The 26,173-nt window shown below is 68.3% G+C and carries 23 protein-coding genes and 1 tRNA gene; 16 read left to right on the plus strand and 8 right to left on the minus strand.

Annotated elements, in window-relative coordinates:
• Positions 1-11 precede the first annotated feature (11 nt).
• From VEC57_16810 to VEC57_16850, 9 genes are all read left to right on the plus strand, one after another.
• Positions 12-101 (plus strand) — tRNA-Ser (locus VEC57_16810).
• A 302-nt stretch (positions 102-403) separates the two neighbouring features.
• A complete protein-coding gene (locus VEC57_16815; GenBank protein HYC00797.1) occupies positions 404-1,126 on the plus strand; it encodes a hypothetical protein in 723 nt (240 codons plus the stop codon).
• Between the two features lie 62 nt (positions 1,127-1,188).
• Complete coding sequence (locus VEC57_16820; GenBank protein HYC00798.1) at positions 1,189-1,476, plus strand: hypothetical protein; 288 nt, start codon at positions 1,189-1,191, stop codon at positions 1,474-1,476.
• Positions 1,454-2,356, plus strand: a complete 903-nt coding sequence (locus VEC57_16825) for a DUF692 domain-containing protein (GenBank protein ID HYC00799.1) — start codon at positions 1,454-1,456, stop codon at positions 2,354-2,356. The genes VEC57_16820 and VEC57_16825 overlap by 23 nt, the downstream gene beginning before the upstream one ends.
• Positions 2,357-2,441: 85 nt before the next feature.
• Complete coding sequence (locus tag VEC57_16830) at positions 2,442-3,263, plus strand: DNA-binding domain-containing protein (protein HYC00800.1); 822 nt, start codon at positions 2,442-2,444, stop codon at positions 3,261-3,263.
• Between the two features lie 69 nt (positions 3,264-3,332).
• Complete coding sequence (locus VEC57_16835; protein HYC00801.1) at positions 3,333-6,305, plus strand: hypothetical protein; 2,973 nt, start codon at positions 3,333-3,335, stop codon at positions 6,303-6,305.
• A 139-nt stretch (positions 6,306-6,444) separates the two neighbouring features.
• Complete coding sequence (locus VEC57_16840; protein ID HYC00802.1) at positions 6,445-7,086, plus strand: LON peptidase substrate-binding domain-containing protein; 642 nt, start codon at positions 6,445-6,447, stop codon at positions 7,084-7,086.
• Positions 7,087-7,137: 51 nt separating this feature from the next.
• The gene (locus tag VEC57_16845; protein ID HYC00803.1) at positions 7,138-7,374 is read left to right on the plus strand and encodes a hypothetical protein; all 237 of its coding nucleotides are present in this window, start codon (positions 7,138-7,140) and stop codon (positions 7,372-7,374) included.
• Positions 7,375-7,438: 64 nt separating this feature from the next.
• Positions 7,439-8,104, plus strand: a complete 666-nt coding sequence (locus VEC57_16850) for an HAD-IA family hydrolase (protein HYC00804.1) — start codon at positions 7,439-7,441, stop codon at positions 8,102-8,104.
• A gap of 48 nt (positions 8,105-8,152) precedes the next feature.
• On the opposite strand, the gene VEC57_16855 is transcribed toward VEC57_16850, so the two are convergent.
• The gene (locus VEC57_16855; GenBank protein ID HYC00805.1) at positions 8,153-8,560 is read right to left on the minus strand and encodes an OsmC family protein; all 408 of its coding nucleotides are present in this window, start codon (positions 8,558-8,560) and stop codon (positions 8,153-8,155) included.
• 18 nt (positions 8,561-8,578) lie between these two features.
• The gene (locus VEC57_16860) at positions 8,579-9,718 is read right to left on the minus strand and encodes a CaiB/BaiF CoA-transferase family protein (protein ID HYC00806.1); all 1,140 of its coding nucleotides are present in this window, start codon (positions 9,716-9,718) and stop codon (positions 8,579-8,581) included.
• 316 nt (positions 9,719-10,034) lie between these two features.
• Between VEC57_16860 and VEC57_16865 the strand changes: the two genes are divergently transcribed.
• Both VEC57_16865 and VEC57_16870 read left to right on the plus strand, forming a co-directional pair.
• Positions 10,035-12,980: a DUF4215 domain-containing protein gene (locus VEC57_16865; protein ID HYC00807.1), complete on the plus strand. Its 2,946-nt coding sequence runs from the start codon at positions 10,035-10,037 to the stop codon at positions 12,978-12,980.
• 238 nt (positions 12,981-13,218) lie between these two features.
• A complete protein-coding gene (locus tag VEC57_16870) occupies positions 13,219-14,064 on the plus strand; it encodes a hypothetical protein (GenBank protein HYC00808.1) in 846 nt (281 codons plus the stop codon).
• Between the two features lie 118 nt (positions 14,065-14,182).
• Here VEC57_16870 and VEC57_16875 read toward each other — a convergent pair whose 3' ends face one another.
• Both VEC57_16875 and VEC57_16880 read right to left on the minus strand, forming a co-directional pair.
• The gene (locus tag VEC57_16875) at positions 14,183-15,904 is read right to left on the minus strand and encodes a HAMP domain-containing sensor histidine kinase (GenBank protein HYC00809.1); all 1,722 of its coding nucleotides are present in this window, start codon (positions 15,902-15,904) and stop codon (positions 14,183-14,185) included.
• Positions 15,901-16,848, minus strand: coding sequence for a PhnD/SsuA/transferrin family substrate-binding protein (locus VEC57_16880; GenBank protein HYC00810.1), 948 nt, complete (start codon positions 16,846-16,848; stop codon positions 15,901-15,903). The genes VEC57_16875 and VEC57_16880 overlap by 4 nt, the downstream gene beginning before the upstream one ends.
• Positions 16,849-17,042: 194 nt before the next feature.
• Here VEC57_16880 and VEC57_16885 point away from each other — a divergent pair, with 194 nt between their 5' ends.
• From VEC57_16885 to VEC57_16895, 3 genes are all read left to right on the plus strand, one after another.
• Entirely contained in the window at positions 17,043-17,873 is an 831-nt protein-coding gene (locus VEC57_16885) for an enoyl-CoA hydratase (protein HYC00811.1), read from the plus strand.
• Positions 17,874-18,005: 132 nt separating this feature from the next.
• Positions 18,006-19,565, plus strand: coding sequence for a long-chain-fatty-acid--CoA ligase (locus VEC57_16890; protein HYC00812.1), 1,560 nt, complete (start codon positions 18,006-18,008; stop codon positions 19,563-19,565).
• Positions 19,566-19,575: 10 nt separating this feature from the next.
• Positions 19,576-20,175 carry a 2OG-Fe(II) oxygenase gene (locus VEC57_16895; protein ID HYC00813.1) on the plus strand — a complete coding sequence of 200 codons (600 nt, stop codon included), beginning with the start codon at positions 19,576-19,578 and terminating at the stop codon, positions 20,173-20,175.
• Between the two features lie 17 nt (positions 20,176-20,192).
• Here the strand turns inward: VEC57_16895 and gluQRS are convergent, their stop codons facing one another.
• Complete coding sequence (gluQRS, locus tag VEC57_16900) at positions 20,193-21,188, minus strand: tRNA glutamyl-Q(34) synthetase GluQRS (GenBank protein HYC00814.1); 996 nt, start codon at positions 21,186-21,188, stop codon at positions 20,193-20,195.
• Positions 21,189-21,266: 78 nt separating this feature from the next.
• Positions 21,267-22,286 carry a YihY/virulence factor BrkB family protein gene (locus VEC57_16905; protein ID HYC00815.1) on the minus strand — a complete coding sequence of 340 codons (1,020 nt, stop codon included), beginning with the start codon at positions 22,284-22,286 and terminating at the stop codon, positions 21,267-21,269.
• A 190-nt stretch (positions 22,287-22,476) separates the two neighbouring features.
• Here VEC57_16905 and VEC57_16910 point away from each other — a divergent pair, with 190 nt between their 5' ends.
• Positions 22,477-23,208, plus strand: coding sequence for a methyltransferase domain-containing protein (locus tag VEC57_16910; GenBank protein HYC00816.1), 732 nt, complete (start codon positions 22,477-22,479; stop codon positions 23,206-23,208).
• A gap of 4 nt (positions 23,209-23,212) precedes the next feature.
• Positions 23,213-23,575, plus strand: a complete 363-nt coding sequence (locus tag VEC57_16915; GenBank protein HYC00817.1) for a DUF983 domain-containing protein — start codon at positions 23,213-23,215, stop codon at positions 23,573-23,575.
• A 134-nt stretch (positions 23,576-23,709) separates the two neighbouring features.
• On the opposite strand, the gene VEC57_16920 is transcribed toward VEC57_16915, so the two are convergent.
• Positions 23,710-25,377, minus strand: a complete 1,668-nt coding sequence (locus VEC57_16920; protein HYC00818.1) for an MFS transporter — start codon at positions 25,375-25,377, stop codon at positions 23,710-23,712.
• Positions 25,359-26,171, minus strand: a complete 813-nt coding sequence (locus VEC57_16925) for an alpha/beta fold hydrolase (GenBank protein ID HYC00819.1) — start codon at positions 26,169-26,171, stop codon at positions 25,359-25,361. The genes VEC57_16920 and VEC57_16925 overlap by 19 nt, the downstream gene beginning before the upstream one ends.
• Positions 26,172-26,173: the final 2 nt, after the last annotated feature.

The raw sequence follows: 26,173 nt of genomic DNA on the forward strand, positions 1-26,173 counted from the left end.
CGACTTCTCACGGAGAGGTGTCCGAGCCTGGCTGAAGGAGCACGACTCGAAATCGTGTGATCCGAAAGGGTCCGTGGGTTCAAATCCCACCCTCTCCGCCACTCTTCTCACGCCGCGATTCAAGACAGCGTCGAGCGCGCCGCTCGCCGGCTCGCGGCTTGGGGTTCAAATCCCACCCTCTCCGCCACTCTTCTCACGCCGCGATTCGAGACAGCGTCGAGCGCGCCGCTCGCCGGCTCGCGGCTCGGGGTTCAAATCCCACCCTCTCCGCCACTCTTCTCGCGCCGCGATTCAAGACAGCGTCGAGCGCGCCGCTCGCCGGCTCGCGGCCTGGGGTTCAAATCCCACCCTCTCCGCCAAATACCTGATCGAGTGAAGGAAAGCCGCATGGTACATTCTGCCGATGTACCGTTGGGCCTTGCTGTTCCTCGCACTGCTGTTCGCCGCCGTCGCCGGTCCCGCCGACGCGCAGCAGCACACCTGCGTCCTCACCATCTCGCTCATCGATGACGTGCAGGTGAACAACCTGGACTTCAATCTCTTGTACGGCTCGGCCGACGGCGAGATCGAAGGCAGCGGCAGCAACGCCGATTGCGTGCGGGCGCTGACCGGCAACGGCATCATCGCCGTCAACGACAAGGACGACATCGACCGATTGGAAGTTGCCGTAGTGCAGCTGACTGCGTTTTCCGGGCCCGTAACCATGCTCGGCTGCCGCTTCTTCTACGACACCGAGGTGCCCACTGCGGCCGACTTCAGCATCGTAGTCACCAACGCCGGCGTCGGCGGCGAAGACGACAACGTTCGGCCGCTGCCCAAGGTCAAGGTCACGAACGTCGCCTGCCCGGGCACGCTTCCGCTGACGACCACCACGCTCGGCGAGACGACCACGACCACCACGACCCTTCCATCCAGCGATGTCTGCGGCGTCGTCGTCTCCGGCGGCGTCTCCCCGACCGCCAGCGATGCCCTGGCGGCGCTGGCATCGGCGGTCGGCGTGCGGGCCTGCGACCCCTGCAACTGCGACGCCGACGGCAATGGCAGCGTCACCGCCACCGATGCGCTGCTGATTCTTCGTGCCGCCGTAGGTTCGCCCTCGAATTTGGACTGTCCGCCCTGCGTCTGACAGTTTCTCGCTGCCCGACCTGAACACCCCGCGTCCGAGGACGCACAAGGAGAATGATCGACATGGAGAAGTCCACCAGAGCTCTGATGACGGCTGCCTTCGGCGGCCTGCTGTTGGCAGCGACCGTCTCGACCGGCGTGGCCGAAGAGGCCAAGGGCGGCGACGCGAGCGGCAAGAAGGGCGAGTGCCACGGCGTCAACTCGTGCAAGGGCACCGGCGAGTGCGGCGGCGACGGCCACGGCTGTCACGGCAAGAACGAGTGCAAGGGCAAGGGCTGGATCAGCATGACCAAGGCCGATTGCGAGGCGAAGGGCGGAAAATTCAAGGATGGCGGCGGCCACGCCCACTGATCGCGACGCTGCAGCCGCGGTCAACGCGGTAGGAGTGGGGCTGCGCCCCGTCCACTACCCGTGTCTTCTGGAACGGCCTCGAACCGCGGTGACGTGGTTCGAGGCCATCTCCGAAAACTACATGGACAGCCACGGCCGTCCGCTCCAGGTGCTGGAGCGGATCCGCGCCGATTTCCCCATCGCACTTCACGGCGTCTCGCTATCCATCGGCTATCGCCCGACCGCGCAGGCGGCCGATGCCTTCGCCGAGCTTCGCGCGCGCTATCTTCGCAAGCTCGCCGCGCTGGCAGACCGCATCGATCCTTTCCTCGTCTCCGACCATCTGTGCTGGACCGGCATTGCGGGCGCCAACGTGCACGATCTTCTGCCGACGCCGCTGACCGACGAGGCGCTGGCGTGGATCGTCGAGCAGATCGACGAGGTGCAGGGCGCGCTCGGCCGCAGCATCGTGCTGGAGAACGTCTCCAGCTATCTGACCTACGCCTCCTCGACGTGGACCGAGTGGGACTTCCTTGCCGAGGTCGCACGCCGGTCGGGCTGCGGCATCCTGCTCGACGTCAACAACGTCTACGTCAGCGCGCGCAATCACGGCTTCGACGCGCGTGCCTACCTGGATGCCATTCCGCCGGCCTCCGTGGCGCAGATCCATCTTGCCGGCCACACCGACATGCAAGCCTACCTGTTCGACACGCATTCACGGCCGGTGTGCGCGGAGGTGTGGGAGCTGTTCGACCATGTCATCGCGCGCCTTCCCGGCGTGCCGGTGTTGATCGAGTGGGACGACGACATTCCGGAGTTCCCGGCGCTCGAAGCCGAAGCGCAGCGCGCGGCGGCGATCGCGCGGCGCCATCATCCCGGCGCGGAAGGCGCGGCGGCGTGATGGCCGTGATCGGAACGCTGCGACGATCTGTGGCTGCCGCGTGCGGCGCCCCGAGCGCCGTTGCCGGCGAGGGAGCAGTGGCGGCGTGAGCGCGAAGTCCGAACCGCGCCGGCTCGATGCGCTGCAGTCGGACCTCGCTCGCAGCCTGATCGACGGCACTGCCCTCCCGCTTGCCGGCAGCGAGATCATTCCGGGCGGCGATCTCGATGCCGAGGGAGCGCTCGACGTCTACCGGCGCGGCTACCGCGCGCGCCTTACCGAACAACTCGGCGAGACGTACGAGGCGGTGTGGTGGGTGCTCGGCGACGAAGGCTTCTTCGACGTCTGCCGCCGCTACATCGCGGAGCATCCGTCTTCCTCCTACAACCTGAGCGACTATGGCGAAGGCCTGGCCGACTTCCTTGCCGCCGCGCCCGAGAGCACCGAGATGGAGGCGCTGCCGGACCTGGCGCGCCTGGAGTGGCGGTTCAAGGAGCTGTTCCACGCGCCCGAGCACGCGCACGTGCCGGTGGAGGAGCTTGCCGCGCTCGGCGACCTCTCGTCGGTGCGCCTGGTTCTCGGCGAGGCCGTGGGGCTGATCGAGTCGCGCTTCGCCATCGGCGAGATCTTCGCGCGGCGCAAGGAGCCGCCCGACGCTGCCGCGCCCTTCGACTGGCGCCGACCGCAGCGTCTGCTGCTCTACAAGCTGGACGGGCAGATCTACACCAAGGAGCTGCCCGCAGGCGCGTTCGCGGTCCTCGAGGCGCTGCGAGATGGCGCCAGGGTCGAGGATGCGCTGGTGGCGGCCCTGGAAGCCGATGACGGCTTCGGCGAGGAGCAGGCCAGTGCCGTGTTCGAGCTGCTCGCGCGCTGCGGCCTGGTGACCTCTGCGGCTGCGAGCGCTTCCCCCATTACTTCAACGCCATAATTCCCCGCGCTCCTGTGGCCCCAGCCCCGCAACGGCGGCATGATGCGCCTCGCAAGGGGGATCGACCACATGCTCATGCCACTGTGCCCGGCGCGCCTGCGCATCGCGCTTGCCATCTTCGCCTGCGTCGCTGCCTCGGCGACTCCTGCCCACGCGGTCATCGTCGCCGACTCGGCGAGCGACGTCTGCGCGGCCGCGGCCGATCCGTGCATCGTCAGCCAGGAGGTGGACGTCGTCGACGGCTCCATTCTCGATTTCGGCACACGGACGGTTCAGATCCAGGGCTCCGGCGTCTTCGATTTCGACACCGGAGACGGAGTCATCTCCTGCGGCAGCCTGGTCGCCGCCGTCAGCGGCAACGCGATCAAGGCTAGGGGAAATGCGGATGGCGGCGGCAGCGCCGGCGGTGCCATCGAGGTTCAGGCCCGCCGGCGCTGCTCGCTCGATTCTTCGGTGACGTGCTTCGTTCACGCAGATTGCGCCGCAGCCTCCGCCGGTCAGTGCACGAGCGGCACCGGCACCGTGTCGCTGGACGGCAGGATCCTGGGCAACGCGGATGTTCCGGCGCGCGTGACGGTGCGCGCTGCCGGGGAGATCGAGATTCTCGGGCAGATCACCGTGGCCGCGACGTCGTCGGAGTCTGACGGTGGGTCCATCTCCATCTACTCCGAGCTCGGCTCCATCCTCATCGACGACAGTGTCTCCGCGACCGGCGGCGCATTCGGCAGCGGCGGCGTCGTGGTGCTGCAGGCCGGCGCGGACGTGGACGTCGATGCGGTCATCGACGTCAACGGCGGCGACTTCGACGGCGGCGTCGTGACCATCTTTGCCGCCGGCAACGTCTCGATCACCGAGGACATCACGGCCAACGCGACCAGCGGTGCCGGCTTCGGCGGCGAGATCGACGTGCAGGCGGGCGGCGACCTGGCGATCGTCGGCGGCGGTTCCTCCAACCGGCTCAACCTGTCCACCGAAGGACACCAGTCCTCCGACAATTTTGCCGGCGATGGCGGCCTGCAGTCGTACGAAGCCGGCGGCGCCATCGACGTGTCGCAGTACGTGCGTTTCGAGGCCAACGGCTCGCCGCCCGACGGCTTCGGAGAGCTGATCTCGTTCTTCTCGGGCGAGGAGACCACGATTGCAGGCCAGATCATCAGCAAGGCCAAGGGCGGCCAGGGCGGCGGCGGCAACGTCGAGCTGGCCAGCGACGGTGCCATCACTCTGACTTCGACCGCATCGATCGACGTTACCGGGCAGGCCTCGGGCGGCGGCGAAGTGCGCCTGGACGCCGCAGGCGACCTGGATGTCTCGGGCACGATCGACGCCAGCGGCGGCAACGGCGGCGTGGCCGGACGCGTGCTGGCGGAGTCGGCGGCCAACGCGAGCGTCGGCGGCACGCTGCTGGCAAGCGGCACCAGCTCCTCGTTCTCGCATGGCGAGCTCGTCGTCGAGGCTTGCCGCGTCGTCGTCACGGGCACGCTCAACAACTCGGGCGACGCCGGCGAGAATCTGCTCGTGGGGCGCGAGCGCATCACTGTCGCCTCCACCGGCTCGGTCCTGGCCAGCGGTGCCGGCGCCAGCAACACCTTCCAGTACCGCGACTCTGCCAAGCCGCCTGTCGTGCAGGGAACCGTCTCGCCGTCGCCCATCCTGGTCGTGGATCCGACGCTGGAGGGGTGTCCCGTTTGTGGCAACGCCGAGATCGATCAGGGAGAGAGCTGCGACGACGGCGGCCTGCAAAGCGGCGACGGCTGCAATTCCTCGTGCGAGGACGAAGGCTGCATCGCGCAGACGCCGGGCTACCCCGGTGTGGCTCTTTGCGACGACGGCAACCAGTGCACCGACGATGCGTGCGACGCCGTCGCGCACGCGTGCACGCACACTGGCAACGACTGCTCCGACGGCATCGCGTGCACGACCGATGCGTGCGCCGGAAACGTCTGCACGCACGTGCCGGTAAGCGCGCAGTGCGACGATTCGAACCCCTGCACGGCCGACACCTGCTCGACCAGCGTCGGCTGTGTGCACCCGCCGCAGGAATCGACGTGCGACGACGGCGTGTTCTGCAACGGCTCCGATTCCTGCAGCGGCGGAACGTGCAGCATGCACGCCGGCGATCCCTGCGCCGGCGGCGCCGAGTGCGCCGACGTCTGCGACGAAGATGCCGACGCCTGCCGCACGCCGGCCGGGGTCGGCTGCAGCGATGACGGCAATGCGTGCAGCGACGACGTCTGCGACGGCCTCGGCGCGTGCACCCACCCCGCCAACGCCGCCCCTTGCAACGACGGCCTCTTCTGCAACGGCGCCGACACGTGCGCGGGCGGCACCTGCAGCCAGCATGCCGGCGATCCGTGCGCGGGCGGCGGCGAATGCAGCAACGCCTGCAGCGAGAGCGGCGATCATTGTCTGGCTTCCGGCGGCACCGCGTGTTCCGACGACGCCAACGTCTGCACCGACGATGCCTGCGACGGCGCCGGCACCTGCAGCCATGACGCGAATGCCGCACCGTGCGACGACCTCAACTTCTGCACCATCGACGACGTCTGCAGCGGCGGCTCCTGCGTTGCCACGCCGGCGCCGCTGCTCGACGTGGCCGCGCTGAAGGTGCAGCTGCAGCCGTACGACGACGACGATCGCATGGGTCTCAAAGCCGCCTTCCCGATATCGGCGCTGCCGGACTCGCCGGTGGACGGCGGGATGCGCATCGTCGTCAGCGACGATGACGGCCGGGTGGTTTTCGAGGCCGCCGTGCCGCCGGGCGCGTTCGAAGGCAGCGCCGACGGCAGCGTGTTTCGCTTCAAGGCCGAGTCACCGGCGGATGCAGGCGGCATCGCCAAGGCGAGCCTGAAGGCGACGGCGGCCAGCGGCGAGGTCAAGGTGCGGGTGAAGATCGCATCGGTCGATCTGACCGAGGTGCGCGCTTCCGAGCGTCTAGCCACCGCCATCCTGTTCGGCGACGACCCCGGCAGCTCTCCGTGCACCGGCTCGGCGCTGCTCGATTGTGCGGGCGCTGCCACCAAGATTTCGTGCGCCAGCCCCTGACGGCGTGCGCCGAAGGGGAGGCGCAGCCACCTCGCTCGGCACTTCGCGACGCCGCCGCAGCTGCGCGAGGTCGTGTCATACCCGTGCACGACGGCAGGTGGCGGCTTGCTGCGCGAGCATGTGCTGATAGCGTGGCGGCGTGATCCCGCTGCCCGAGCACATTCCGATCTTCCCGCTGAGCGAGGTGGTGCTGTTCCCCGACACCATGCTGCCGCTGCACATCTTCGAGCCGCGCTATCGCAAGATGCTCGCCGACGCGCTCGACGGCGACAGGGTGATCGGCATGGTGCTCATCAAGGATCCCGATGCCGATCCGCCTGCGGTCTATCCGGTGGGCTGCGCCGGGACCATCATCGAGCACAAGCCTTTCGCCGATGGGCGGTCGATGATCGTGCTGCAGGGAACCGTGAAGTTCCGCATCCGCCGCGAGCTCGATGCCGACGAGCCCTACCGCGTCGTGCAGGCGCAGGCATTGTACGAGGGGCCGCCGCCGATGGATCTGGTGCGAAGCTGGCGCGAGGAGCTGCGGCAGAACCTCATCGATCTGGTCAAGGCGAGCTCCGGCGAGGAAGAGATGATCCATCGCCTCTTCGAGAAGCTCGACCTGATGGCGATGACCAACTCGCTGTGCGCCAGCCTGCCGCTGGACGTTCTCGAAAAGCAGAGCCTGCTCGAGTGCGCGACCATCGAGCAGCGCGAGCATCAGCTGTCCACCCTCCTGCAGTTCAAGGTCGCCGAAGCTCGCCTCGGCATCGACGCTTCGCGCGACGCCGACACCTGAGACGCAACGGGCGGCTTGAGGTGGAGCGGGCAGGCCGGCATAGAGCGGCAGGTGGGGTTCCTCGCACTTCTGATCGGTGCCGCAGCGGCCTTCCGCCTGCAAAGCACGCCTCTGGCGGCCGCCGCCGCCATCTGTGCCGGTCTGCAGGGCGCCGCCTGGATCGCGTTGATCGTCACGAGCCGCGGCGAGCGGCCGGCGCCGCGCCTTCTGACGGCGCTGCATCATGTATGCGCGGCGCTGTCGGGATTCTTCCTGTTCGTCTCGTTCGCGATGGGGCCGGTGCAATGAGCGGCGTTCAGGGCGCAGGCCGCAACGCGTGCAGCGACCGCCCACTGCGCGCCGGGAGGACCGCGTGAGACTGCCGAGGCCCGCAGCAGGGGTGATCTTCGATCTGGATGGCGTCCTGCTCGACACCGAGCACTTCTACACCGAGGTGACGCAGGAGATCTGCGGCGGCTACGGCAAGGTTTTCGACTGGTCGATCAAGCGCAACATGATCGGGCGTCCTTCGCTGGAATCGGCGCAGTATCTGGTCGAAGCGCTGTCGCTCCCGATCACGCCGCAGGAGTATCTGAAGCGACGCGGCGCGCGTCTGGAGGAGCTGTTTGCCGGAGCGCTCGAGCAGCCGGGCGCCGAGCGGTTCACACGCGCGCTGTGCGAGCGCCGCGTGCCGATCGCGGTCGCCACCAGCAGCGAGCGGCGGCTGTTCGAGCTCAAGACCGGCAGGCACGGAGAATGGTTCGGTTGCTTCGGCGCGGTCGTCGTCGGTGACGATCCTCGCGTGAAGGCTGGCAAACCGGCGCCCGACATCTTTCTGGTCGCAGCTTCCGAGCTCGGCATCGAGCCGTCGCGGTGCGTGGTGTTCGAGGATGCGCCGGCCGGTCTTCAGGCAGCGCGCGCGGCTGGCATGATGGTGGTGGCGCTGCCCGATCCGGCGATGGACCGCGCCCCGTACGAGAGCGCGGATCTGGTGATCGACTCCTTCGACCAGATCACTCCGGAAGATCTCGGACTGTAGTGGCCGCGCGAAACGGTCGCGTCCCGACGAAGCGTCTTCGCCGGCGACCTACCGCCAGCGGAACGTGACCGGAACGTCGATGGCCGGAAGAATGCTCAGCCGCACCGGGCAGGTGTGCGCTGCCTGCTCGAGCGCCCGTCGCGCCTCGTCCTCGAGCGCTGCCGGCACCTCGATCTGCACCGCGATTCGCTGGATGCGGCGCGGCGCCGCGGCAGTCATCTCCTTGTCCAGCGTCATGCGCGTACCCTCGATGTTCCAGCCGTTCTTGCGAGCGACGATGCCCATGATGGTCGCCATGCACGTGCCCAGAGCGGTGGCGACCAGATCCGTCGGAGAGAAGGACTCGCCGCGTCCCTGATTGTCGACCGGCGCGTCGGTCTCCAGCTCGGTTCCGGAAGGTGCATGCCGCGCTTCGCAGTGCAGATCGCCCTTGTACTCGACCTCGATCCGTACCATCGCCCGCTCCCTTGCCGTTCAGCCGACGGCGCCGGCCGCGCGCAGCTCGGCGATCTCCTGCGACGACAATCCCGCTTCGGCCAGCACCGCATCGGTGTGGGCGCCGGGAATGGGCGCCGAGGCGGCGGCATTGCCGGGCGTGCGCGAAAGACGCGGCGCCGGTGCAGGCATCATCGCGCCTCCCACGCCGTCGACGAACGTCTTGCGCGCGACATTGTGAGGATGCGCGGCCGCCTCGCCGAGGCCGAGGATCGGAGCAACGCACGCGTCGGTGCCGTCGAAGATCTGCGTCCACTCCTGGCGCGTCCTGGTGCGGAACACTTCGGCGAATCGCCTGCGCATGTCGCCCCAGCTCGAGCGGTCCATCTGATACGGCAGGTCCTCGCCGGCAAGGCCCAGGCCGTCGAGCAGGCGCGCGTAGAACTGAGGCTCGATGGCGCCCACGGACATGAACTGGCCGTCGCTGGTCTCGTAGGTGTCGTAGAAGTGCGCGCCGGTATCCAGAAGGTTGGTGCCGCGCGGCCCGCCCCAGAGCCCCGCATGAAAGAAGCCGAAGACGAAGCTCGACAGATGCGCGGCGCCGTCGACCATCGCCGAGTCGACGACCTGGCCTTTTCCCGACCGGCTGCGCTCGAGAAGCGCCAGCACCACGCCGAGCGCGCACAGCATGCCGCCGCCGGCGAAGTCGCCGAGCAGATTGACCGGCGGGATCGGCTTCTCGCCCTCGCGTCCGAAGAGGCTGAGCGCCCCCGACAGCGCAATGTAGTTGATGTCGTGCCCGGCCATTGGGGCGAAAGGCCCGTCCTGGCCCCAGCCGGTCAGCCGCGCGTAGACGAGCGCAGGGTTGCGGGCCATCGCAACCTCGGGCCCCGCCCCCAGCTTCTCCATCACGCCGGGGCGGAACGGCTCGATCAACACGTCGGCTTTCTCGATCAGCCGCAGCAGCGTGGCCACGCCGCGGGCGTCCTTCATGTTGATTCCGATCGAACGCTTGCCGCGAGCCAGGTAGTCGCGCGTTGGATCGGGCCGGGAGCCGGCGGTCGGGCTGCGGTCGACGCGGATCACTTCGGCACCGAAGTCGGCCAGGATCAGGCCGGCGTAGGGTGCCGGGGCCAGCCCTGCCATCTCGATGACGCGAAAGCCGGAAAGAGGTCCCATGAAAACGTCCTCGGTTCGCTCTGCCTGGCGCTTCGGGCGGCGCCTCGGCGGAACTGCTGATGATTTCGATGTCCGACGCGGCGGCCGCCGTGGGCCCGCACGCTGCAGGCTGCACGAGCCGGCAGCGCTACGTTGCCGCGCTCTCCGAGTCAAAAGAGCGAGCGCCGCAGCCGCCATCGCGAATGCACCAGAAACCCCTGCAATGACGCGCATCTAGCGTTGACTTAGCGGGTGCGAAACGGGCATAGTCCGGCTTCGCTCGGGGGCAAAGCCAAATCTCTCGTGTCTCGCGGGAACCCGGCTGCAAGGGTCACTCATGAAATCAGCACGCGCGTCCGTTCTGGCCACGTTGTTCTTCGCGCTCGCGGCCGTCACTCCGTGGGCAGCCGTCGACCTGGCCCAGGCGCAACCGATCTTCCGTACGCCCGAGCTGGCCTGCAGCCAGGGCATCGGCGCCTCCGGCCGCCGCTACATCGAGCAGGTCCTTGCAGCGCGCATTCGCTGCCAGGCCCGCGCCATCAAAGGCATCATCGATCCGGCCACGAACTGCCGCAGCGGTGAGGGCGACGAGAAGCTTCAGCAGGCGCTGCGGAGCGCGCAGCTCAAGCTGAGCCACTCCCTTCCCGTGCACTGCGCCGGCGTCGACCTGACCAAGCTCGACTTTCCCGGCGTCTGCACCGACTCCAACGGCGCTCCGTTCGATACGCTCGATCTCGAGGACTGCATCGTTGCCGAGACCGACGAGATCGCCGCCGCTCTGCTCGGCATGTACTACCCGCCGATCGACGACTTCTTCCGCGGCTTCAAGTCCATCTGCCTGCGCGGCACGCCGCTGCACGGCTTCAAGATGTTCCGCGGCGACATCCGCTCCCGCGGCGCGTGCACCATCCGCAAGGCGCTGCATCAGCTCGACGAGGACGTCGACTGCCGCAACGACATTCCGACCTGGGGCCCGGGCACCGGCGACGAGCTGGTCGATGCGCAGATCCGCCGCTCCTACCTCCAGCTGCTCGGCGGCATTCCCATCGAGTGCGCCAACTTCAATATCGACGACCTGCACTACCAGGACGTTTGCCCCGACGGCACGGGCGGCATCTTCACCATCTTCGATTTGAAGGAGTGCATCTTCAACGCCACGCGTCCGCAGACGCAGAACGTCATCAATCTGCTGTTCCCCACCGATCCGGTGTGTGGAAACGGGCGCCTGGAGCCGACCGAGGAGTGCGACAGCGGCACCGGCAACTCCGACACGACTCCGGATGCCTGCCGCACCAACTGCCAGGCCGCCGATTGCGGCGACGGCACCACCGACACCGGTGAGCAGTGCGATGACGGCAACACCATCGAGACCGACGACTGCACCAGCGAATGCGTGCCTGGACAGTGCGGCGACGGCGTCAAGCAGGGCAACGAGGAGTGCGACAACGGCGTCAACAACTCCGACACGACCCCCGACGCCTGCCGCCTGAACTGCCACAATCCCTCGTGCGGCGACGGCGTCACCGATCCGAGCTTCGGCGACGAAGAGTGCGACGACGGCAACAAGAGCTCGAACGACGACTGCAGCTCCACGTGCAAGATCGAGTTCTGCGGCGACGGCATCAAGCAGACCAGCGAGCAGTGCGACACCAGCGCGGCGGCCTGCAACGACAACCGCGCCAGCTGCAGCTCGGGCTGCGAATGCCAGCTGCCGTGCCCCGGCTCCGGCGAGCTCACGCTGTTCGCCGGCTATGGCCAGGAGTGCAACACCAACGCCGACTGCCCGGTCGGCACCTGCGACAAGGCGAACTCGGGCCGGTGCAAGAGCGTAACGGCGCTGGACAGCGGCTGGACCGGGCTGGCGCACGAAGCCGACATCAACAATCTCGTGGTCACGCGTGGCTTCATCGAGTGCGACGCCACGTCCGCACCGTGCGGCGTCTGCGAGCTGGCCGGAATCGATCCGGCCAACAGGAACTGCCGCTGCCGCAGCAACAACCAGGCGATCTGCGATCAACCGTTCGAGGCCGATGCCGACGATTGCGGCGGTGAGACGTGCGATTGCTACTTCGGCGCTCCATTCCCGCTCTCCTCGGGCGGAACGCCGGCGTGCATCGTCAATCGCTTCTTCGAGGACGTCAGCGGCACCGCCAACGTCGACCTCGGCGCCGGCGCGATCACGGCAAACCTGCGCACGCAGGTCTTCCTCGGCATCGAAACGGTCATTCCGTGCCCGATGTGCGGTGGCCGCTGCTCGGAGAATCCGTCCCAGCTCTGCGTATTCGACGACGATTGCACAACCGGAACCTGCAACGACGATCCGGTGCGCGACGACGGCGTGCGCGGAGGCGTGTGCATCGAAGGCCGCAACGCGGGAACCGCGTGCGACGTCAACGGCATCAACACGACCTTCCCGGGTCGCGAGAACCAGGAGCCCGGCGGCGCCGGTTACAGCATCGACTGCTTCCCCGACACAGGAAAGAACGTGTCGGGCAGTGGCCTCACCATCCAGCTGACGCAGACGACCGGCGCCGCGGAGCTGGGCTTCGAGGTGCCGTGCGGCAACGGCGACCTCCTGTGCCCGTGCCGCGTCTGCACGTCCGACAACAGCGTCCCGTGCGATTCCAATGCCGACTGCGCCTCCCAGCCCGGCACGTGCCAGGTATCGAACAAGTTCACCTGCGGGAACAACGCGGACTGCGCCAGTGTCGATACGGGGCCGTGCCTCAACCCCGGCATCAAGCGCTGCGACAAAGCCACGTCGAAAACGTGTACGACCAACGCCGATTGCGTCGCGACGAACCTGGGTTCCTGTAACCTCTCGTCGTGCAGCGCCAATGGATCGGGCGTGTTCCCGCAGCCGAACGACTGCGAGGGCAACCAGTGCAACGATCAGGGCAACGGCGAGGGCGAGTGCGCGACGGGCCCGGATACGTTGACGTGCGACGGCATCATCCGGCCGAACGGAAAGGGAATCCTGACCTGCAATACGAACGAGGATTGCAGTCCCGCGGTCGTAGGCAGGGACGTTGGCAACTGCACGATCGTGGAGCGCCGCAAGTGTTTCACCGACCCGATCGTTGCCAGCGGTGATCCCGACCCGTCGGCACCGGTGGGAGCAGCCACGTTCTGCATCCCGCCGACGTCCAATAGCGGCATCAACAGCGTGGCCGGCCTGCCGGGCCCCGGCCGTGTGACCAACCAGGCGCGCTCCAGGACGTTCTGCGAGAGCGATCCGACGCGCCAGTACCAGCCCGGGATCGGTGGCTGCACCGACGACTGATCCCGCCTCTGCCTGAGCATCGGCCGACGGCCCGTTCGCTGCGTGCGAGCGGGCCGTCGTCGTTTCCGGATGTGGGAGACGTCGCGGCCGAGCCGACATTCGCCGTCCTGACCCCGGTCCCCTTGTTCACCGGTCAGGGGTCATGCCATACAAGGCGCTAACCATTGCAGTGATGTGCGAGAGCGCATGGGGCGCGCTCTCGCCGGCGGCCGGCGGCCACGGCCAAGACGAGGCGGACATGACGACCAAGCTTCGGACGACGCTCATCCTTGCCATCGCGACGCTGCCCTTGGCAGTACAGGCGCCTGCCCAGGAACTGACGCGCAAGGAGATGATGTGCCGGCGCCAGATCTCGGAGACGGGGCGCGGCTACATCGAGATGACCCTGGAGGCGCGCATCGGCTGCCAGAACCGCGCGATCAAGGGCCGCATCGACCCGGCAACGGACTGTACGACCGGGGACGGCGACAAGAAGCTGCAGAAGGACCTGGACCGGACCGCGCTGGTGCTCGGGCGCGAGATGCACGAGATCTGCGATGAGGTCGACCTGGGCGCGCTCGGCTATCCGGGCCCGTGCGCCGGCGACAAGGGCATCGTCTTCGACGTCGACGATCTCGAGGATTGCATCGCCGAGCAGGCACAGCCGATCGTCACCACGCTGCTGGACTTCTACTTTCCGCCCATCGACCGCACCTACGGCGGCGACCGCCTGATCTGTCTGCGCCAGACGCCGCGGCAGGCCTTCCGAATGTTCCGCGGCGATCTGCGCACGCGCGACGACTGCTCGCTCGCCGTGATCGCCGGCTCGCTGCCCGGCAACGTCCAGTGCCGCAACGACGTGTTCGCCTGGGGCCCCGGCACCGGCGACGATCTCGTCGACGCGCACATCCACCGCGCCTACGTCGAGCTGCTCAATGCGATTCCGGAGGAGTGCTCGTTCTTCGATATCGACGAGCTCGGCTACCAGGACGTTTGCCTGGACGAGACCGGCGGGAACTTCAGCGTCGTGGACCTGAAGGAATGCCTGTTCAACGAGAATCGCGATCAGGTCCAGGAAGCGCTGAACATCCTGTTCCCGCAATGACGCTCGAGCGGCGGCGGCCGTGTCCCCGGCGAGACGTGGGGTTTCCCCCGCGCTTTCGCCAGGAACATGGCCGGCGCCGCATGCGACTGTCTACGGTGGCGGAGCGTCCATCGTGCGCTCAGGCTGCCGGTTCGGGAAGCGGCGCCACTGCCGGCAGCACCAGCACCATGCGCGTTCCACCTTCGCGCGGCGCCTCGGCCCAGATCGCTCCGCCGTGGTGGCGCGCGACTTCCCGGCAGATGGCAAGACCGAGACCCGTTCCCTTCGGCTTGTCCTTGCCGCCGCCCTGCCGGAAGCGCTCGAACACGACCTCGCGATCCTCTTCGGGAATGCCGGGCCCGGTGTCGGTGACGGTCACGCGCAGCACGCTTTCTCCTTCATGATCGGAGGCGCACGCTTCGACGCGAACGCTGCCGCCGCGCGGCGTGAACTTCATGGCGTTGCTGCACAGGTTGGCGAAGACCTGGATCAGGCGATCGCGATCCCCGCGAATGGCCGGCACGTCGGCGGCCACCGAGAGCTGCAGGTCGATGCCGCCCTCCTGGAAGAGCGGCCGGAACGTCGTCACCACGTGCTCGATCAGCGCGCCCGGATCCTCGATCACTTCCAGGTGCCAGTCGGCCTTGCCGGCTTCGATCTTGGACAGGTCGAGCAGGTCGTTGATCAGCCGCGTCAGCCGCTCGGTCTCCTCCATGATGACCTTGCTGAAGCGCTTGCCGCTCTGCGGATCGCGCTCGCCGTAGCGGTGGATGATCTTGGCCGAAGAGGAGATGGCCGCCAGCGGCGTGCGCAGCTCGTGCGAGACGTTGCTGAGGAATTCCGACTTGAGCCGGTCGTACTCGGTCAGGCGCGTGTTGGTCTCCTGCAGCTCGGCGGTGCGTTCGCGCACCTTGCTCTCGAGCAGTCGCGAGTGCTCCTCGATCTGCGCGCGCAGCTTCTTCTCCTGCTGCGTGGATTCCTCGGCCAGCTGCTTGGCCACCAGCAGCTCGCTCATGCTGGTGCGAATGGAGCGGCGCATCGCCTCGAACTGGCGCGCCAGCAGGCCGATTTCGTCGCTGGATTCGACCGCCTTGATTTCCTGGTCGAGGTCTCCGGTGGCGATGGCGGCGGCGTCCTCGGCGAGCTGGGTCAGCGGGCTCAGGAGCCGGCGGCTCGTCCACACCGATGCCGCCAGACCCAGCACCGCGATCATCGCTGCCACCAGCATCGCCACCGTGATCGAGCGCGCCAGCACCATCTGTCCGCGCTGCATCGCGCGCGCCGCCTGCGTGCGCAGCGGCGTCAGGTCGAAGCCGAGCACCAGCCAGCCCCACTCGCGTCCACCGACGACCAGGGCCTGCGTGATCTCGACGACTTCCTTGCCGTCGCTCTGCCGGACCATCCGCGGCGCCGTCTGCGTGACGGGCGCGGCACGCGTGCCGACCTTGTGCGGATCGGTATGGACGATGACCACGCCGGCGGCATTGACGAGGAAGCAGTGCGTGAGATTCTCGTTCTTGGCCTGCATGGTGCGGACGGTTTCGGTGATGAACGCGAAGTCGTAGCCGGCGATGGCCGTCTCCATGCTGGCCGCCATGCCGTCGGCGAGCAGCACGCCGCGCTCGATCATTCCCTTCTGCAGCTGCACCGAGGCACGCTCGATCTCGCTGTTGAGCACCGCCGAGTGTCGGTACATGAGCGTTGCCGACAGCAGCGCGATGCACGCGAAGAGCGCCACGGCGCCGGCCAGCGCCAGCTTGAGGTGCAGGCCGTAGCCCTGCTGCACGATCTCGGTTATGCGCGTGCCGCCGGCGGCGTGCGCTGCCGGCGCGGCCTTGGCGCTGCTGGCTTGCGCGCTCATCGTGGTCGGCTTGGCATCGACGGCGGTGCGGGCAGGCCCATCATCTCGAGCGGCTGGCTGGCTGCGGCCGGCCTGGCCGTGGCGGGCGCTTCGGGTCGCGACGGCAGCGGCCTGGCAGCCACCGGCCTGGTGGCCGAGCCTCCGTCGGCGAAGGCCTGGTAGCCGAGCATGTGCAGGATCTCGTCTCCCGCATCCGAATCCGACAGCGCGGCAAGCGCGGACGCCAGCCTCTGCCCGAACAATGCGTCGGCCTTGGCCGTGGCGTACAGGGCCGGCAGCGGGATCTCCGGCGAGAACGCCAGCACCTGAAGCTTGTCGGCGACTGCCGGGTTGCTCTGTGCAAGCAGGTCGTACTGCTGAGCCGTCACGAGCGCCGCATCGACCTGCCCGAAGCTCAGGGCCAGCAGTGCATCGACGTCCTTGGTGACCGGCACGACCTTGGCCGAGTCGGCGTCGAGGTGGAAAGCCTCGAGGACGACCCGCTCATTGCCGGGGCCCATCGAATGAACGGTGGCGGCGATGGACCCGTGCGTCAGGTCGTCGATGGAATCGATCTCGGGCCGCGTCATCAGGGCCTTGCGGTAGGTGGAGCGGCCATGCCGGAGCGGCCTGGCCAGAACGCGCAGCGGGAGCGCCGCGCCGTCCCGGGCGACATCCTCGAACCATGCAGGCGCCATCAAGAATTCCGGTGGCGTGTTCTGCACTTGCACGATGAAGTCTTCGTATCGCGCGAAGGCCTGGAAGGAGACGGCCAGGCCCTGGTCGGCGAGCACGGACTGGACGCGCTCGGTCAATTTGTTGAGGTCGCCGGGGCGCCAGTCCGGGCTGAAGAAGTAGAAGCGCGCGGCGCCTTCCTGCGCCGCCGCCGGTCCCGCCATCGCTGCGGCGACGGCAAGAATGGCGAGCAGGCGACGGGGCGATCGGCGGGCGAGCAAAGCGCGCATGGCGGGCGAGTCTATCACGGGGCACCGGGCTGGCAGATGCGTCCGACTGCGGTTAGACAGGCCGGTGCGACCCGCTGCAAGCTGGAAACCGGCGGGCCTGCCGCCTTGCCGGCCGCGCCGGCCGAAGCGCCGCCGGCCTTGCCGGACCGGCCCGACGCTGCAGCCCCCCGTGAAGACGCGGCGAAGGAGGCCCCGTGAACTACCAGCAGATCGCCTACGAAGTCTCGGGCGGCATCGCCACGTGCACTCTGAGCAGGCCCGACCAACTCAACGCCTGGACGCCGCGCATGCAGATCGAGCTGCGCGACGCGCTCTACGCCGCGGCTGCCGATGACGACGTCCGCGCCATCATCATCACCGGCGCCGGCCGCGGCTTTTGCGCCGGCGCCGACATGAAGCTCCTTGGCAGCTTCAGCGGCGCCGGGCGCATGACCGCCGACGCCGACCTGCCGCAGGTCGAGAACGAGCCGCCGCCGGGCCCCATCCGTCCCGACTTCCAGACCGAATACAGCTACCTGCTGTCGATCCCCAAGCCGATCATCGCGGCCATCAACGGCCCGGCCGCCGGCGTCGGCTTCGTGCTCGCGCTGTTCTGCGACATCCGCATGGCGTCGGCCTCCGCACGCATGGGCGCCATCTTCGCGCGGCGCGGCCTGGTGGCCGAGTACGGCGTCAGCTGGATCCTTCCGCGGCTGGTGGGGCTGGCCAATGCCAGCGACATCCTCTTCTCCGGCCGCCTCGTGGATGCCGACGAAGCGCTGCGCATGGGGCTCGTCAGCAGGGTAATCCGAAACGAGACATTTCTCGGCGAAGTGCGTGATTACGCGAACTCTCTCGTCAGTGCGTCGTCACCGCGCTCGATTCGGATCATGAAGCGCCAGATCTACGAGGACCAGCTCTCCACGCTCGAGCATTCGGTGGGCGTGGCCATCAAGGAGATGCACGAGAGCCTGCGCTCGGAGGATTTCCGCGAAGGCGTCGCGCACTTCCTGGAGAAGCGTTCGCCGAAGTTCACCGGGCGGTAGCGGGCCGGCCGTCGCTGCTGGCGGTCGCTGCGCAGCCACTGCCGCGATTGCGGGCGTCGTGCAGACACGTCGCCGGCCGTTCGGGATCCTCGGCCGGCAGTGACCGCCAGGCATCGAGCAGCGGGAGGCAACATGCGCGTTCACGACTACCTCGACTACCACGCCCGGCGCCGCCCGCAGGCGGACTTCGCCGTCGATGCGCACCAGCGGATCACCTACGGCGAGGCGCGGGAGCGGGCCAACCGCCTGGCCAACGCGCTCATCGCCGCCGACCTGCGCGCCGGCGACCGCATCGCCTTCCTTTCCAAGAACAGCGCCGACTATCCCCTCGTCTTCCTTGGCTGCTCCAAGGCGGGCGTGGTCCCGGTGCCTCTCAACTACCGCCTGGCCGGCCCTGAGTTGGCCTACATCATCGGAGACGCCGGCGCGCGCCTGCTGCTGGCGTCGGCCGAGTACGTGGGCCTGCTCGACGAGATCCGGCCCGAGCTGATCACGGTGGAGAGGTACGTGGCCATCGACGCGCCGGAAGCGGCGGGCTGGGAAGACTTCCGCTCGATGGTCGCCTCGGGGTCGGCCGCCGAGCCCGAGCGCTGGATCGACGAGGAGAGCGACGTCTACCAGATGTACACCAGCGGGACGACGGGCCGTCCCAAGGGCGCGATCCTCACCCACCGCGCGGTGACCGCACAGATGGCGCAGATCGAGGCGGTGTTTCCCATGACGCGCGGCGAGCGCTTCCTCGTCGTTGCGCCGATGTACCACGCCGCTGCCGCGGCCACCTCGTTCAAGGCGCTGTCGGCCGGCGCCGCCATGAACATCCACGCCGACTTCAGTCCCGACGCCGTCATCGACGCGCTGTCGAGCCAGGGCATCACACGAGTGACGCTGGTGCCCGCGATGATCCAGGCCTGCCTGCTGACGGTTCCCGACGTGGCCGCGCGCGACTACGGCAGCCTCAAAGTGATCACGTACGGCGCGTCGCCAATCGCCGAGCAGGTGCTGCGCCGGGCGATGGAAGTGTTCGGCTGCGACTTCGCGCAGGGCTACGGCATGACCGAGACCACGGCCGTGCTGACGTATCTCGAGCCCGACGATCATCGCCGCGCGCTCGCCGAAAAGCCCGAGCTGCTGCTGTCGGCCGGGCGGCCGATCCCCGGCACGCACGTTCGCATCGTCGACGAGAACGAAGAGGAGGTGCCGCGCGGAACCATCGGCGAGATCGTGGCACGTGGCCCGCAGATGATGCGCGGCTACTGGAACCTTCCCGAGGCCTCCGCCGAGACGCTGAAGGACGGCTGGCTGCACACCGGCGATGCCGGCGTCATGGACGAGGAGGGCTTCGTCTATCTGCAGGACAGGCTCAAGGACATGATCGTCTCGGGCGGCGAGAACGTCTATCCGCGCGAGGTGGAGAACGTGCTGTTCGAACATCCCGCCGTCGCCGACGCCGCGGTTCTCGGAGTGCCGGATCAGAAGTGGGGCGAGGCGGTCAAGGCAGTGGTCGTGCTGCGATCCGGTGCCACCGCGACGGCCGAAGAGCTCGTCGAGTTCTGCCGCGGAAGGCTTGCCGGCTACAAGCGGCCGCGCTCGGTGGACTTCGTCGAGACGCTGCCGCGCAATCCCAGCGGCAAGGTGCTCAAGCGCGAGCTGCGCGAGAAGTACTGGGCCGGACACAGCCGGCGCGTCTCGTAAGCGCCCCGTCGTGCTGCTCGACGAAGAGAGCATTGCCCTCGAGCTCGGGCGCACCGGCATCGCGGTGCGCGAGCAGTTCCTGACGGCCGATGTCGTCGCCGAGCTGGCGGACAACGCGCGAGCGGCGCACGCGCGAGGACGGTTCGTCGCGGCCGCAGTCGGGCGCGGTGACGCGCGCAAGGTCGATGCAGCGGTGCGCGGCGATCTTACGCTGTGGCTGGATCCGGCTGCGGCCTCGGCCGCCGAGCGCGCCTATTTCGACGCCGTCGAGGAGCTTCGATCGGCGGTCAATCAATGCCTGCAGCTCGGCGCCTTCGAGGTGGAGGCGCATTACGCGCTGTATCCGCCCGGCGCGGCCTACGCGCGGCATCGCGACGTGCTGCGCGGCACGGAGGCGCGCGTGGTCTCGACGGTGCTCTATCTGAACGAAGACTGGGACGGGCGCGACGGCGGCGTGCTGCGCGTGTACCTGGACGGCGATTCCGTGCGTGAGGTCCTGCCGCGAGCCGGCGTCTTCGTCTGCTTCCTCAGCGACCGCTTCGACCACGAGGTGACGGTGGCGACGCGCGAGCGCTGGAGCGTCACCGCCTGGCTCCGTCGGCGCCGGTAGGTTCCGCGACAGGCGTTTCAGCGCAGCGCAGCCGCACGAGCGGCGACATCGGCCGGAATCCGCCATTCGCCGGCGCGAAGCCGCGTCCAGGCGAATTCGCCGATGAGGTCGGACGCACTGCACGCGGCCGGCGTCTCCAGCAGGCCGAGAGACCACGCGAGCAGACCGACCAGCTGCTCGGCGCGAACGCCGCCGTGGCGAAGCGCGCGCAGCGTCAGCGCCGCATCGCGCTTGGAGAGGCGGGCGCCGTCTTGCGCCACCACCAGCGGAACGTGCGCATACTCGGGCCGCCTCGCACCGAGGGCTTCGAGGAGCTGGATCTGGCGCGCGGTCGAGCCGAGGAGGTCGGCGCCGCGGACGACCTCGTCCACCTCCATCAACCAGTCGTCGACCACGACGGCCAGCTGGTAGGCGTACAGGCCGTCGCGCCGCTTGAGCACGAAGTCGCCAACGCTGGTGGCAACGTCTTCTTCGACGGCGCCATGAACGCGGTCGAAGAAGCGGACGACGTCCTGCGCGACCCGGAAGCGGATGGCGGCATCGGGCGCGGCGGCGGCACGAAGCGCCTCGTACCAGCCGCCTGGCAGCTCCGCAGGCCGTGCCGACACGGGGTAGGGCGGCCCTTCCTCGCCCGCGTGCGGCGCCGAAGCGATGCCTGCGAGCTCCTTGCGCGAGAGGCGACACGGAAACAGGCGCCCGCTGTCGTGCAGCATCTGGAGCGCGGCTTCGTATCGATCGCTGCGCTGCGACTGGGTATACGGGCCGAACGGGCCGCCGCCGACGGGATCCTCATCCCAGTCCAGGCCCAGCCACGACAGATCCTCGATGGCGGCATCGGCCATTCCGGGTACCGTACGCGGAGCGTCGATGTCCTCGATGCGCAGGATGAACGTGCCGCCGCGGCTTCGCACCGACAGCCACGCGGCCAGGGCCGTGCGGGCGTTGCCGATGTGCAGAAGGCCGGTGGGCGAGGGAGCGTAGCGTCCGCGCGGCCCCGCAGCTCGCAGCGTCATGCGCGCAGGATAGGCCGCGCACAGCGGCGGGCGAAGCGGGCGCCGCGGGCGCGTCGCGATCGGCGCGAGGCGCTCGTCTCAGCTTGCCGCTCTCTTGAGCGGCGCCGGGTCGGGCTGCCCCGGCGCCTTCTCTCCGGCCGCCTTGGCTTCGGGATCCCCGCGTTCGGCCATCTCGCCCTCGAAAACCGAGTTGATCTCGCCGCCGATGAGGATCGCCGCGCCGCTGAGGTAGAACCACAGCATCAGAATGATGACGGCGCCGAGCGACCCGTAGGTGGCGTTGTAGGAGTTGAAGTACTCGAGGTAGAGCTTGAAGGCGAAGGACACGAGCAGCCACAGTGCGAGTGCGAACACCGACCCCGGCGTGATCCACTGCCACTTCTGGTCGCGCACGTCGGGCGCGAAGTAGTAGATCATTCCGAAGGCGGTCAGCAGGAAGAGCAGCAGCAGGGGCCACTGGATGATCTTCCACGTCAGCTCGAAGACGAGCCCCAGCCCGAACTTGCCGGCGATCGTCTCGGCGATGTCGTGCCCGTACAGCAGCAGGACCAGAGCGGTGATGATCAGCAGCGCCAGCGCGATCGTCAGGGCCACCGCGGTGGCACGCACCTTCCACCAGGGACGTCGCTCCTTGACCTCGTAGGCGATGTTCAGCGTCGAGCTGATCGCGCCCATGCCGTTGGAGGCGGCCCACAGGGTTGCCAGGATGCCGAACGAGATCTTGCCGCCACCGCTGCCCTGCATGACGTCGTTGACGGTGTCGCTGACGAGCTTGGACGCCTCGCCCGGAAGAACGGCAGCCAGCGCGCGAAAGAGCCCTGCTCGCAGCTCACTGTCCTCGCCGGCGATCCAGCCCACCATGGCGGTCATGAACAGGAGCGCAGGGAAGAGGGCGAGCAGAAAGTAGTACGAGAGCTGCGCGGCGCGCTCGAACACCTCGTCCTCGCTGATCTCGTGCCAGACTTTCTTGGCGAATCGCTTCCAATCGAGGCTGCCCAGGCTGCTCAACGATTCGACGCCCGCGGGCAGCGCGATGGCGCGAGCCCTCGTCGGAGTGCGCCCGGGTGTCCTCCAGCTGTGATGGCGACGCATGCTCATGGGAAGCGACTATAGACTGCATTGCTGACGTCAGGGCGTTGCCGTCTGTTCGATGCTGCGCACCTGCGGGTCGGGTCGCGAAAAATCACGGCCGGTGTCATGACGCCCTCGCTGCTGGAGCGCTGCCGGATTCATCGACGCCGACGGCGCAGAGCACGCGCCGACTCGAGCAGACAGCGCGGGAGAGGCAGTGGCCGAGAGCTATCTACAGGACCTGGCGTACATCCATCACGCGGGCTTCGGGGACTTCGCCGTCGAGGCTGCCCCCGGCGTCGTGTCGATGCTGCGCGCGCACGCGATCGAGGCGGGCGTGGTGGTCGAGCTTGGGTGCGGCAGCGGTCTGCTGGCGCGCGAGCTCGCTCGTGCAGGGTACGACGTGGTCGGCATCGATGCCTCCGCCGCCATGCTCGACATCGCCGCGGCCACGGCGCCATCGGCACGGCTCTTCCGCTGCTCGCTGCACGAGGCCGACATTCCCCGCTGCGATGCCGTCGTCTCGCTCGGCGAATGCATCGGCTACCTGCCGCAGCACGACGCCTGCGTGGACCTGCATTCGCTGTTCGAGCGCGTGGCGGCGGCATTGAGGCCAGGTGGCCTCTTCGTCTTCGACCTCGTGCGCGCGACCGATGCCGAGCCCATGAGCTACCGGACGTGGAGGGCCGGTCCGGACTGGGCCGTTCTCATCGAGGTCGAGGAAGACGCGCAGAACAGGAGACTCCGCCGCGGGATCGTCGCGTTCCGCGCGGTCGGCGGCGCGTGGCGCCGCTCGCAGGAGACGCACTGGCTGCAGCTGTTCACGCGCGAGGAGGTGGCGGCGGCGCTGCGTGCCGCAGGATTCTCGGCACGCGAGCTCGCCGGCTACGGGAGCCGCAGCCTGGCGCCGCAGCGAGTGGCGTTCGCCGCCATCCGCGGCGGTGCGTGAACGCATGACACCGGAGCCAGCATCCTCGCCGCCGCTCGTGCCGACGCTGATGAAGGGCCTGCGCCGGCGCTGTCCGCGCTGCGGCGAGGGCCGCCTCTACCACGGCTGGATGACGCTGCGCGAGACGTGCGACGTCTGCGGCCTGCACTTCCAGCGCGAGTCGGGCGACACGTGGGCGTTCGTGTACCTGTCGACCGCAGGGATGACGGGCGTGGTCGTCATCGCCATGCTGCTCGTGCAGCCCGACAACCTTCTCGTCGGCAACACGCTGCTCATCCTGGGTGCGACCGCCGCCATCGTGCTGACGCTGCCCTATCGCAAGGGCGTGGCAGTGGCTCTGTCGTACTGGCTGGATCCGCCGCAGTAGCGATACGGCAGAGGACGCAGCAGCCTTCGTACCTCCGGCGCGACGCGAGCGCTGAGGTCAGTGATGAAGCGATGCCGTCTCGCCCGCCGCGCCCGCCGTCCACGCTCATTGCCGGCGACCGGACAACCGGCCTCTCATCCGATGTCGACGTCCTTCGTCTCGGGAACGAACAGGACGCCCACCACGAACGTGACGGCGGCGACGATGACCGGGTACCACAGCCCGTCGTACATGTTGCCGGTCTGGGCGACGATGGCGAAGGCGGTGGTCGGCAGCAGGCCGCCGAACCAGCCGTTGCCGATGTGGTAGGGCAGGCTCATCGAGCTGTAGCGGATGCGCGTCGGGAACAGCTCGACCAGTGCGGCGGCGATGGGGCCGTAGACCATCGTCACGTACAGCACGAGCACGCTCAGGATCGCTACGATCAGCGGCTTGTTCATCTCCTTCGGATCGGCGGCGGCTGGGTAGCCGCTGGCGGCCAGCGCCTCGCGCACGCCCGCCTGCAGTTCGGCTTCCTTCTTCTTCACTTCCTGCGGCGACAGCGTCGACAGGTCCACCGACGGTATGGTGACCTCGCCGATGGCGATGGTGGCCGGTCCTGCCGTTGCCACGTTCTCGTAGCTCACCGATGCTGACGCCAGGAGCTGCTTGGCAACGTCACAGGAGCTGGTGAACCTGGTCGTTCCCGTGGGATTGAACTGGAACGAGCACTCGCGCGGGTCGGCATGGACGACCACCCGTGCCTGCTCCTGCGCGCGGGCGAGGTCGGGGTTGGCGGCCTCCGTCAGCATCCGGAACAGCGGAAAGTACGTCAGCGCCGAGATCAGGCAGCCGGCCATGATGATCGGCTTGCGGCCGATGCGATCGGAGAGCGTGCCGAAGATCACGAAGAACGGCGTACCGATCAGCAGCGAAATCGCCACCAGCACGTTGGCGGTGGCGCCGTCGACCTTGAGCGCCTGCGTCAGGAAGAACAGCGCGTAGAACTGTCCGGTGTACCAGACCACCGCCTGACCGGCGGTCAGCCCGACCAGCGCCAGGATGACGATCCTGAGGTTGCTCCAGACGGCGAACGATTCGCGCAGCGGCGCCTTCGAGTGCGTGCCTTCCTTCTTCATGCGCTGGAACGCAGGCGACTCGGCCATGCTGACGCGGATCCACACCGAAACGCCGAGCAGCACGATCGAGACCAGGAACGGAATGCGCCAGCCCCAGTTCGCGAACGCCTCCTCGCCAAGCGCGGTGCGCGTTCCCAGAATCACCAGCAGCGAAAGGAACAGGCCCATCGTGGCGGTGGTCTGGATCCAGGAGGTGAAGGCGCCGCGCCGGCCGTGCGGCGCGTGCTCGGCGACGTAGGTTGCGGCGCCGCCGTATTCGCCGCCGAGCGCGAGGCCCTGCAGCAGCCGCAGGACGATCAGGATGACGGGAGCGGCAACGCCGATGGTGGCGTAGGTCGGCAGCACGCCCACGATGAACGTGGACGCGCCCATGATGACGATCGTCAGCAGGAAGGTGTACTTGCGCCCGAGCATGTCGCCGAGGCGCCCGAACACGAGCGCGCCGAACGGGCGCACGATGAAGCCGGCCGCGAACGCAAGCAGGGCAAAGATGAAGGCGGAGCCCGGATCGAGAGGCGAAAAGAACTGTTTGGCGATGATCGCCGCCAGCGAGCCGTACAGATAGAAGTCGTACCACTCGAAGACGGTGCCGAGCGAGGAAGCGAAGATGATGCGCTTCTCTTCGGCGGTCATCGGCGCGTTCTTGCGCGTGGCAGCCGTGCCCTTCAGTGCCGCTGCAGCCATTTCACCAGCTCGTCGCGGAATTTCTTGGTCGTGATGGCCGTGGCTCCTCCGCCCGGCACGACGATGACCGGCCAGTCCTTGCGGGCGTTCTTGAGCGGCGTGATGTACATGCGCCGGACCGGGTCGCGATCGCCGAGGATCACCGCCACCGGCACCTGGATCGCCTCCAGCTCCTGCCTGGTCACTTGCAGCTGCTCGATGCTGCGGATGCACATGCGCGAGGTGTTGTCGGCCTCGCGCACCGGCAGGCGCTCCCACACGCCCTGCAGCCACCCGGAGTCGCGCATCCAGCCCATGCCCGCTACCGTTCCCGACAGCACGCGGTCCGGGTGGTCGACGAGGAAGCGCGTCGCCACCAGCGCGCCGAGGGAATAGCCGACGATGTGCGCCTTGGAGACGCCGACGTGATCGAGCAGCAGCCGCACGTCCTCCACCATCGCCTTGCCATAGGCGTCGGGAATGGCGGGTTTGTCCGATTCGCCGTGACCGGGCAGGTCGAGCGCGAGCACGCGATGGTTGCGCGCCAGCGCCTCGAGAATCCCGGTCTTCTGCCAGCTCTGGTAGGCGGTCGAGTGCAGGCCGTGCAGCAGCACGATCGTCTCGCCGCGCCCGCCGGACAGATAACGCAGCCGCACGCCGTTGGCGTCGAAGAACTCGGAGGCCGGTTTGAACGGGGATGCGGCAGGCTTGGATGTCTTTGCCGCCGCCGCCGTCACCGGCCATGCGGCGGCGGTCACGAGCAGCAGCCCTGCCACTGCCGGCACGGCGCCTGCCGCTGCGATCCGCGTCCGCATTC

Source organism: Candidatus Limnocylindrales bacterium (genome assembly GCA_035626395.1).
Lineage (GTDB): Bacteria > Desulfobacterota > Binatia > UBA1149 > CAITLU01 > DASPNH01.